This is a genomic window from Kribbella albertanoniae (assembly GCF_004348455.1).
Classification (GTDB): Bacteria; Actinomycetota; Actinomycetes; order Propionibacteriales; family Kribbellaceae; genus Kribbella; species Kribbella albertanoniae.
In genome coordinates this window covers 1-10,539 of record NZ_SMKA01000311.1, presented here as the reverse complement: position 1 = coordinate 10,539, position 10,539 = coordinate 1, and the positions used below count along the sequence as shown (strand labels likewise).

10 protein-coding genes and 1 pseudogene are annotated in these 10,539 nt (G+C 66.4%); all 11 read right to left on the bottom strand.

Translation table 11 applies throughout. The features are described from left to right. Positions 1–1,574 (bottom strand): type IV secretory system conjugative DNA transfer family protein (locus E1261_RS39065; RefSeq protein WP_202875409.1); only part of this gene is annotated, 1,574 nt, incomplete at its 3' end. 5 nt (positions 1,575–1,579) lie between these two features. After that, a complete protein-coding gene (locus tag E1261_RS39060) occupies positions 1,580–2,986 on the bottom strand; it encodes an ATP-binding protein (protein ID WP_238176710.1) in 1,407 nt (468 codons plus the stop codon). Then, a complete protein-coding gene (locus E1261_RS39055; protein WP_132414792.1) occupies positions 2,986–4,404 on the bottom strand; it encodes an SCO6880 family protein in 1,419 nt (472 codons plus the stop codon). The genes E1261_RS39060 and E1261_RS39055 overlap by 1 nt, the downstream gene beginning before the upstream one ends. Beyond that, entirely contained in the window at positions 4,401–5,630 is a 1,230-nt protein-coding gene (locus E1261_RS39050) for a TrbL/VirB6 family protein (RefSeq protein ID WP_132414791.1), read from the bottom strand. The genes E1261_RS39055 and E1261_RS39050 overlap by 4 nt, the downstream gene beginning before the upstream one ends. Positions 5,631–5,632: 2 nt before the next feature. Continuing rightward, entirely contained in the window at positions 5,633–5,926 is a 294-nt protein-coding gene (locus E1261_RS39045; protein ID WP_238176709.1) for a DUF6112 family protein, read from the bottom strand. A gap of 19 nt (positions 5,927–5,945) precedes the next feature. After that, positions 5,946–6,500, bottom strand: coding sequence for a CHAP domain-containing protein (locus E1261_RS39040; RefSeq protein WP_132414790.1), 555 nt, complete (start codon positions 6,498–6,500; stop codon positions 5,946–5,948). Next, entirely contained in the window at positions 6,497–7,267 is a 771-nt protein-coding gene (locus tag E1261_RS39035) for a hypothetical protein (protein ID WP_132414789.1), read from the bottom strand. The genes E1261_RS39040 and E1261_RS39035 overlap by 4 nt, the downstream gene beginning before the upstream one ends. Before the next feature lie 36 nt (positions 7,268–7,303). After that, positions 7,304–8,029: a hypothetical protein gene (locus E1261_RS39030; protein WP_132414788.1), complete on the bottom strand. Its 726-nt coding sequence runs from the start codon at positions 8,027–8,029 to the stop codon at positions 7,304–7,306. Positions 8,030–8,156: 127 nt separating this feature from the next. Then, a complete protein-coding gene (locus E1261_RS39025; protein ID WP_132414787.1) occupies positions 8,157–9,032 on the bottom strand; it encodes a M78 family metallopeptidase domain-containing protein in 876 nt (291 codons plus the stop codon). Between the two features lie 92 nt (positions 9,033–9,124). After that, positions 9,125–10,186 (bottom strand): toprim domain-containing protein, encoded by a 1,062-nt coding sequence (locus E1261_RS39020; RefSeq protein ID WP_132414786.1) that lies wholly within the window; start codon positions 10,184–10,186, stop codon positions 9,125–9,127. Positions 10,187–10,189: 3 nt separating this feature from the next. Continuing rightward, positions 10,190–10,539, bottom strand: a pseudogene (locus tag E1261_RS39015) (hypothetical protein); the annotation flags it as partial.

The window sequence follows — 10,539 nt, the reverse complement described above, 5'->3', positions numbered from 1 at the left end:
GAGGTGGTGCGGCCGCCGTTGGGGTCGCGGCTCCAGTTGCGGATTTCTTCGTCGCGTTCGCCGCAGACGGCGGCGAGGTCTTGGAGGTCGCGGGGTTGGGCGGAGCCGCCGAGGATGAGGCGGAGGGTGGCGGCGTCCCACATGGCTGCGGCGGCTTGTTCGCCCCAGCGTTCGCGGGCTTGGGCTAGGGATTGGATGACGACGTGGGTGGAGATGCCGGTGCCGCCGCCATCTGCCATGAGGGACGGCAGAGACGGTACGGCGCACAGGTTGGCGATCTCGTCGAGGACGAGGCCGAGTGGTGGTTCGAGGCGGCCGCCTGGGTTGTGAGCGGCTAGTTGGCGGGCAGATTCGGTGATGTCTTCGAGAAGTGCGGCGATGAAGGCCGAGGTGGCCGACGCGCCGACTCCGGTGCCGAGGAGATAGATGGTGCCGCGTTCGCGGATGAAGCTGGCGGGGTCGAAGCCTTCGCCGGCCGGTGGATCGAAGGACCGGCGTACGGCGGGGTCAGCGAGCGCGGACAGGGCTGAACGGACGCCGGCCCAGATGGCGTCTCGGGTGCGGCCGTCCATCCGAACAATGCCATCGAGGGTGTCGCCCCAGCCTTCAGCGGCGTCGTTGGAGCGGTTGAGGATGCCGACGGCTTCGATGGCCGAGGCGGGTTCGAGACCCCAGCGGTAGAGCTGGCCGATGCCGGAGTCGTCGAGGGCGGCGGCGTGGAGGAGACCTCGGAGGGCCATTTCGGTTTGGCCGTGCCAGAAGGCTGCGTCGCTGACGTTGCCTTTGGCGAAGCCGGCTCCGGCGGCGAGTCCGCTGGCGCGGACGATGGCGGTGGTGGGGTTCTCGCAGCCGCGCACGGGTGACCAGCGGATACCTTCGACTCTGCCAAGCCCCTGCGGATCGAAGACCGCTACAGGGCCGATTGCACGGCGCAGCTCGAGGGTTGCGGCGAGGTTGTCTGGCCGGGTCGACGTGGTGACTACGGCACCGGGTGCGTCGATGATCGAGCCGATGATCTGGTGAAGGCCTTTGCCGGATCGGGGCGGACCGACATCGATCCGCGAGTCTTCGACCGATGCCCAGCATTCGCGGCCGCGGGCGTAGCCGAGCAGGGTGCCTACCTCGTGCGGCGAGGTCGTCCGTGCCTGTGGTCGGGCGGATCGGCCGCGGCGGATGACCTGGGCGCGTCCGACTGCGGCTTCGACTTCGCTTCTGGTGGCGAGTCCGGGGCGAGCAGCTACGACTCGGGCGCGGTTGGGCGTGCCTGCCTTGCGGTTCTGCCACATCCGCATCCCCACGTACACGAGGCTCAGGGGCACGACAACGGCGACGGCAAACACAGCCCAGTACGTCGTGGCGTCAAGCTCTGTGGTGGTCAGTCCGAAGGCGGCTGCTGGGTTGCCGGGGTGGATGGGAACGCGCAGGGCGTCGATCCAGGGTGATGAGACCCAGTGGCCGGTGGTGAGCAGGTGCGCGAGACCGCCAGCGAGGTAGAAGACGCCGGCGAAGCCGAAGAGGACTCCCCCGGCGATGTAGATGGTGTCGGTCAGATCGTGTCCGGAGCGTTGGTTCATCGGGTTCACATCCGAGCGTCGGTGTCGAACAGCTCGACCTCGCGAGCGTGCCGGATCAGCTGTACGACGAACGAGCGGCTAGGCAGGCGCCACAGCGCGCGCCCCTTCGGCAGCTTGGCGATCGTTGCGATCTCGACATCAGTCAAACCGAGAAGACTGGCAGTCCGGGCCAGCTGATCGGACTCCTGCCGCAACATGATTCGTGTCGAGCAGTCGGCGAGAAGACCTTCGGCCAACGCACGTGCTTCTGATCCGTGGTCACCGACGGCCGCCAGGTCGGACAGGCGATGGACGATGAGGATGTTGGAGACGCCCCAGGCCCGTGAGAGCTTCCATTGCTCCTGCATCCGCCGCAGCAGGGCGGGATCTCGCATGACGCGCCAACCCTCGTCGTACACGATGAAGCGATTCCCACCCGCCGGGTCCGCGACGGCAGCTTCGAGCCACGACGACGCGCAAGCGAGCGTCAGCCTGAGTGCCTGGTCATCGCCGCCGCTGCTCAGCCAGGACGAATCCAGAGTCACCATCGGCAGCGCGGGATCGAAGTCGGTGGTCGACGGACCGTCGAACATCCCGGACAGATCGCCATGGACGAGTCGCCGGATGGCATGGGCGACCTCGCGGCCGTCGTCGACCAGGCTCGCGGTCTTCAGACCGGCCCGCTCGGCATGGCGCGAATCCGGTGCAAAGAGGGCGACGACTACATCAGGGATTGTCGGAGTCGGGACCTGCGCCGAGGCGGTCTCGAGTGCGAGGTCCAGCGCAGTGTGCTCGACCGCGATCAAAGGCCGGCCAAGCGTGGATTCCGCGAGCGTTCCGAGCAGCGCCCGGCGGCGGGACCAGACGATGCGGGTCCATTCGTCCGCGTCGACGGTCACCGGTTGGCGGCCCGCGTCGAGCGGGTTCAGTCGCGTCGGGAGCCCGGGACCGAGTTTGATAGTCGCGCCACCGATCGCTTCGGCCACCGCCGTCCACTCCCCTTTCGGATCGCAGGGGACGTAGGCCTTGTGCCCAAGGGCGAGGGAGCGAGTGATCAGCGCTTTGGCCGTGGACGACTTCCCGCTCCCGATGACGCCGGCGAGCAGGACGTTCGGGTTGGTGATGACGCGATCCTGGTAGAGCACCCAGGGGTCGTAGACGAACGAGCCTCCACTGAAGACGTCGGATCCGATATAGGTGCCTTCGGCCCCGATCCCGCCCTCGGCCAGGAACGGGTACGCCACCTGCAAGATGCGGGTCGTCGCCCGATGCTTGTCGACCAAAAGCCGACGGCCGCTGCCCCGGCCAGACGCGGCTTCAAGTGACTCGGCTGACTTGCGGTTCTTCGACGGCCGAGTCCGCGGGGTGCGGTTCGCTCGTCGCGTCGCTCGGTCGGTTCCGTCCAGTTCGTAGTACGCCGTTTGCTGCTTCATCAGAGTCCGATCCCGAACGGTAGAGCGGCGGCCATGAATCCCTCGAGCTGCTGGCCAACGAGACGACGTACGTCAAGGAACGACTGTGTGGCTGCGATTTCGATCTCCATGCACGCGTCATTGAGCGCTTCCTCGGTATCACCGGACACCACGACGAGCCCCAGCCAGCGCACATCGCCGTGTCCGGCTGCGAGGTCGCGTTCGCGTTGCGCGACATCTGCGTCGAGTTGCCGGTCCTCCTCGGTCTCCATTTGGCCGATCCTGGCTCGCGTCGCCCGGTCGGTAACACGCTCGACCTGATGCCGGCGAGCATCCCGCAGCGCCCTCGCCATCGGAATCGGCTGCAGCACAAGGCTGAACGTCCGCCGGATCCCCGGCCGCAGCAGCAACGGACCCAGGAACGACGGCGCCGCCCGAACCCGCGGCCACTCGGTGACGACGTACACACGATGGAACGACGAATCAGTCCGGAGCTGATCCCAGCTCTCGTCAACCGCCAACGGCCCAGCATCCGAGGCTTCCATGCCTGCAGATGACGGGATCGTGCGAGTCGCCGCAGGATCGAACGCGACCCGCAGACTCACCGCGAGCTCCTTCGCATTCAACCAGCACCCAGCGACACCGGCTGCGGCGAGCGAGGTCTGGAAGGCGCGTGCCTCCGATTCCAGTACGGCGGTCGCCCCGACGATCCCGCCGCCGTGCTTGCGGACCTCACGCGAGACCGCGTCCAGGCTGATCGCGAAGCTGAACAAGGTTTCGTGCCTGGCCGCAGCCGGTGCCGCCTGCTGCAGCAGATCGGTGTAGATCGCTCCGGCCGGCGTCGCCGGATCCACGTTCCGCCGCTTCGCCCACGCGGTGAGCTCGTCACCGGGATCCGGCAGCGTCCGCTCCAAGATCTGCGCCCGGGCGATCCGGTTGCTCTGGCACAGTCCGGCGATCAACTGCCCGTACGCCGTAACCCGCCGTTCCTGCTCATCGCTGTTCTGCAACAGATGAGCAGGCCCCTCGATCTTCGCGACCGCGATCAACCGCCGCCGCCTCGGATCGTGAACGATCCCGATCCCGGAGTTCGTCGTCAGCATCCGCAGTACGCCGCCCTCCCCTGGCAACTGCAACCGCCCGTGCTGACGCGGCGCCATCACATCGGCCCGAAACGAGCGCTTCCGCAGCACGTGCACGACCCGAAGTACCAGCCAGCGATACAGCGGAACGTCCTCGACCCGCAGGAACGCCACCGCAACACACATCGACGCCACGGTCAGACTGGCCACCATCGGTACCGGCGCCAGTTGGTTGATCAACGACACGATCGTGACGAGCACCGCCGCGAGGACAAGCCCCACCTGCACAGGCCGAAGTCCAAGCAGTACGGCGTTGCGGTCCGGCCGAGGGAACCGAGTCGCCAACGTGCTACTCACCGTTGTTCTCCTCCTTGCGAATCGTTGCTGCCTGCCGCGTCTGAGGCTTGGCTCGCTCCCCCTGCCGCGACCGTGGCCTGGCTGGTCGCCACGGCTGTTGCCGAACTACCACCATCGGAAGACGGCGGCGGTGGCGGCGGATTCGGCACGCTCGAACCCGTTTCGACCACAACGACCTCCGGACCACCGGACGGTGTGAAGTCGGACTTTCCGTCGTCAGAGGACTGCTGATCGGGCGAATCGCTGTCGCGTCCGACGACAGGCGGCGGCCCGCCCTCGCTGGATCCACCGAAGTGGTGGGCCGCGAACTGCTGCGCCTGGTCAGCACGCTGCTTCAACACAGATGCACCTGTGGACCCGTGCTGGACGAGCTGAGCCGCCGTACCCGCATGATCGCCGGCCCAATGGACGAACGAGTACGTCGCCAACGGTGCGAACGCGGCCATCGCAAACAGCAAGATCCCTGCCAGGAACGTCCCGATGCTCGGACTGCCCTGAGCATCAACGTTGCCGATGGCCGACAAGCCCAGAGTGAAGATCATCGCCATCACGATCTTCGAGAACAGCAGCGCGGCCACGATCTCGATCCAGCGCCGCAGCCAATGCCGGGTGGCCGACCAGGTCCAGCTGGCCATCGCGACCGGCGCGAATACGACGAAGGCGATGAGCGCGACCTCACGCAGCAGCATCACCAGGTACAGCCCCATGACGGCCAGGAGCCCGAGGGACACGGCGACGATTAGGGAACCGCCCAATGTCGGGATGGCCTGCAGCGCCGTGACGTTCACCATTCGCTTCAGCGCCGTGATCGTCGCCGCGTTCCCGCCGAGGATCCCAACCGAAATCTGGTCGACCACCCGGCCAAGACCGGCGACCACCGCGACGGCAAACGGTACGCCGACCGTCCCGATGATCGCTCCGATCAACGCCTGCCCCAATCGGCCGGGCTCGCGGCGGATCGCTGCCGACAAGCACTGGAAGACGAACATTCCAACCAGAAGAGGAAGCGTGATCACGATCATCAGATCGAGGTTGCTACGCCACCACTCCTGATCGAACCGCGGCGACGTACTCTCGCTGAACGCTGTGAACACGAAGCTCGTGAGATCAGTCAGGCCACGAGCCATCCAGTTCACAAACGACTGCCACATGGAGTCCGCAGCGTTCGCGGCGGCGCCCGATGCCACACAGGCGCTCGGGTTCGCGAGGCATTCGATCCAGCTCATGGTCAGCCGATCTGAATGGCGGAGAAGAAACGAACCAGAGCGTTGGACGAGCCGATCAGGATCGCCGCGCCAAGAGCGACGAGGAACCCGAACTTCCCTTTGCTGGCGTAGCCGGCGTTGCCATTGATGCTGCCCAGCGCCCATGCAGCGGCCGACAAGATGAGCACCGCGACGCAGACCGCGAGGCCGAAGGGCAACAGCGCCCCGATCATGTGCCGGAACTCGGGCAGCCCGGGCAGACCATCGGTGTTGGGTTGGATGCCTGGATCCTGGATGAAGATGATGTGGCTGAACACGTGAAATTCCTTCTGTTGATCAAGAAGTCGAGTAGATCGGCGGCGCCCAGCCGAGATAGGCCGCGCCCCACTTCGACTCGATGCGACCGAAGTCGACTAGGTAGACACCGCCCTCGCCGGGGACGTCGTCGCCGATGTCGTTGGAGACGATGCGACCGTTGCCGACGTACACCGCGACATGGCCGTACACATGGCCGGTGTCCCAGAAAACAAGGGCACCAACCGGTGGTTGCCGATCGCCACGATGGGCCTTGCCCATGGCAACCATCTGCCGCCACTGCACAGCGGCCGAGTAGTAGCCCGAGTACGGCCGGCCCCAGATGTTGGCCGCCAGCCGAGCGCACAGCTGGTAGTAGCCGTGGCCACCAACCAGCCGCAACGCCCGCGCGACCGCCTCCTCGGCACCAGGCAGGGTGCCTCCACTTGGTTCGACCGGTGCCTGACAGCTGGGCGGAGGCGGGTTGGTCGGTGTCGCTATGCAGGTGTCGCTGCCGCTGGCCGCGATGGCCAGCGGCGCGATCAGACCGATGCTGCTGGTCAGCAGTGCTCCGGCCAAGGCGATCTTGATGATCACGATGCCGTCTGGGCCGAGCCTGACCAGAACTTGCAGGTGTACACGCAGACCACGCTGACAGCAGCGATCCGCTCAACAGTCTTCGTCTCATCGCCCAGGACCACGCTCTGCCTGCCCCGCACCACGTACGCGTGCCAGCCCTGCGGCAGCCCGTGGTTGTCCTTGAGCTTCGCCAGCTCCGGCGTGGTCTCCGCGGTGATGTCAGTGACGGTCGCGCGCGCCTCCCAAGCCTCGAGCTGCTGCCACTCCCCCGGCCCGGGCAGCATGCTTCTCGCGACTTCCGCACTCGTACTCGCGGCACCAGCGAACATATTGATCCCGCCGACCCAATCCGAGTAGCTGTGCTTGCTCGCGTCATAGGTCCAGATCGCTCGAGCGAACTCGACGGCGTACTCGTGAGAATCGGCAGTGACCGGCACACGCCACTGCTCCAGCGGTGCCCGCGTCACCTGCACGTTGTCACCCGGCACAGCCGGGCCGACCGGGCTCTGAGCTGACCGCTGACCGCAGCCAGCGACCAGCAGCACCAGCACGGTGCCGAGCACGAGCGCTGCGGGGATCACGATCTTGGACCGGATCGAGTGATGCTTCACAGTTGTTCCTCTCTTGGGGACCTCGGTACGGCGCAGCCAGGCGAACCCGGCCGCAGCCAGCCGCGGCGGGATGACCCAGACCGCGCTGAGGACGTGCAGGTAGACCCGGAACTGCCAGCGGTAGTACCGAACGAGCCAGCTCCGGCGCGGGGCGATGTGGTGGTTGTGCGTCATACCGGGCATCAACGGATGAGCCCGGAACTTTTTTGATCAGGCGGCTCGAAGCACCCCGAGGCCGACCAATCGGCGGCGGCCGAGAACGCTTCTTCGTCCGAAAAACCGCAAGTCACGACCGGAAGCCGCCCAGATCCAGCCCTTCACATCGGGATCAGCGAAGACCTCCCACGGCGGCTGGCCGATCGCGAGCCGGGCCAGCGCCGACGGCTTTCCAGCTCCCCCACGCAGCAGCCAACTGAAAGCCTCCGCCTGCTGCCTCGTGGCACCCACCCGGCGCAGCCGGAGAACGATCGCCGACCGCTGGTACGACGGACCGTCGGCCGCCGCGCCAATGAACAGGCGACTGGTCGCCGGTGCAAGCCCATGCCGTTCAAGCTGCTCCACGATGCGATCCAGATACCGACCCAACCCCGGCTGGTAGCTGCTCTCCTGCTCCGGCAGCAACGCGACCAGCGGATGCTTCTGCCGCCTCAGCACCTCCGACCGCAGAGTGTCCTTCAAACGCCACCGCACCAGATTCGCGAGATAGCCCCACGAGATCCCACCGGCCGGCGGATTCGCCGCCAGCTCGCGGCACCGCTCCCAGGCAATGACCCGAGCCAACTGGGCCGCCTCGTCATTCCCGAGCGCGGCCCGCAGCCGACTCGACAACGGAGCCACGATCCGCTCCTCGATCCCCTCAGCCAACCGCCCAGACGGACCCTCCGCCCAACCCGACTCAGCCGCATCGCTGATGAGTACCTCCAACTCCACATCCATCGGTGACTCCATCCAGAGGAAGGAGAAGCGGATCGCTCCAGCTCCTCGCCGTACTGCCGTGCCACCAAATCTGCTGGCCACAGCCCCGACCCAGAACCTGGAATACGAGATCCAGGAGTCCTGGAACTCACATCCGGGGACCAAGGTCGTCGCGACCGAGATCCGCATGCGCCCAGATCTCGGCCTCGCGGCGAGAACCCGAGCGCGTCAGCTTCTGGCCGGTGTCCTTGATCAGGCGCCCGGCGGCGCTCACCACCCGGCCGCCCAACGTCTCCACCAAACGCGCTGAGGGCTTCCGCCCCACGCCTCGCGCAGCGGCGAACAATCTCCCGGACGACGAACCATCCATAGGACAGCCGAACCTGGCGAGCACGGTGTAGGCCACCGACTCGGCTTCCAGCTCGCTCAAGCCCCCGCAGACCTGTCCCGACGACAACTTGTGCATCCGCAAATGCGCCACCTCATGAGCCAGAGCAACAGAAGCACTCGGTACGTCGAGATCGGCGTCCAAGATGATCCGGCGACGCCTGACATCCGTCACCGAACCGCCCGCCTCCGGAGCCAGCTCCTGCTCCCGCACGCCGTACCCAAGCCCACCCGCGACGCTCGTCAAAGCCTCCAACAGCCGCCGCGGAGTAACTCCCGAGCCAGCATCAACCGACGGCAACAGAACCGGCCGCCCCTCGGTCTGACTCACATCCCACAACGTGCCGACACCATGCCCCTGCACAGACCCCACGACACGATCCGTACGCCGCTCACCGGTCACAACACGAATCCCGGACTGACCCCGAACGACCTGCCGGCCCCGCCGCTGCCACGCCTCCCGGTCCCCGACCCACAGCGCGTCCGGCAGCTGCAACCTGATCAGCACGACATTGCGAAACGTCTGCCCCTGCAGCACCGACGACGCATTCAGCCACCGCACCCACTGCCCAGCCGTCCACCGCCTCCCAACCTCCGACTCGAACGCCTTCCGAAGGTCATCTACCGTCACCCGCACCCGATTCACCTCAGCCTCCCGATCTCGTAGTCGGCGAGCTCAACGGTTGACGTCGGTCTCTTCGGGCGACATCCAGGTCCTGGATCCCGAGATCAAGGAGTCCGGTCAGGCTCCGGATCCGCAGCAGCCGACGGTTCGAAGTACTGAGGTCGACGGCTAGAACGCGACTTCGTCCCCCGGCGCACCACCGGGGTGAGGACCTCGCGCGAGACGACCGCGGGCTCGAGATCCAGACGCTTGGCCAGGCCTGCGATCTGCTGCGCAACCCGGCCGGACGGCAACTGCCTGACCAACGGCGCCACCGCACGCAACGCGTTCACCTGACCACTGACGTGATCAAGTACCGGCCCCCACTTGGCAAGCTCAACGTCGATCGCGAACTCCGCCAGCAGGCGAGCTGACGCCAATCGCTCGTTGAGACCCGACCGGGACTGCCGGAACAGCGACGCAGGATCATGCCTCGGCGGCAACTCGGCCACCCGAACCGAACCAAACGCCTCCATCAACACATCCAGACCCCGAACCGCCCCAAGCCTGCCTCCAGGGTCAGCGTCGAAGGCCACCACGATCTGATTCGCTGGAGAAACCTGCCTGATCATCGCCGCGTGCTGACGAGTGATCGCCGTACCGCACGTCGAGATCCCCGCCCACTGGCGCCCGACCTGATCAACAGCCAACGCATCCGGCACACCCTCAACGACCACAGGGATCGCACCCTGCAACAACTTGCCGCACTGAGCAGACAGACCAACAACCGTCTCCGACTTGCTGTAGAGCTCGGTCGCAGGGCTATTGAGATAGCGAACCCGCCCACCACGAGCCCGCCCCACAAACCCGACCGCCTCCATATCGGCGTTCTCCGCCGTGAACATGACCCGATCCCGAAACCGGTCGACCAGATACCCATTCATCGTCGGCGCCGCCACACCAGCAGCAATCAGCTCATCATCACCAAACCCCAACCCACGCAGGTGATCCGTCAGGCCCGTCCACGCATCCGGGGCATACCCGATTCCCCAGGCCGAATCATCAAGTACGGCGCCCAGGCCGCGCCCCCGCAGATGCTCCGCAGCCCATCCCTCCGGAGCATCCAAGAGCTGGTCCCTGTAGAAATCCCGCGCGACCCGGTGCACTTCCAGCAACACACGGCGCATGTCTCATCCCAACCCCGGCGCCGAAGACGGCGGATCAGGATCATGCTGCTCCGACGACCAGTACCCGCTCCCGCTGACCTTGTAGGTCATCAACGGCCGAGCACTCGCCAGCAGATCATGCAACTCCCCGGCCCCGTCATCCCGCATCGACTCCACCGCCGCACCAGCCGGCACGTCGATCGCCCGCACCCGATCGAAGAAGAACGCAAGATCCAAGACATACCCCGCTGCCTGCTGCCGCGCCGGCATGTCACCGCTCAGAGCAACGATGACCTTGTCGCTCGGGGTGAACCTCCGCAAGATCCGAGCCTGCGCCGTCGACAGCGCCTCGCCACACACGGGGATTCCCGCCC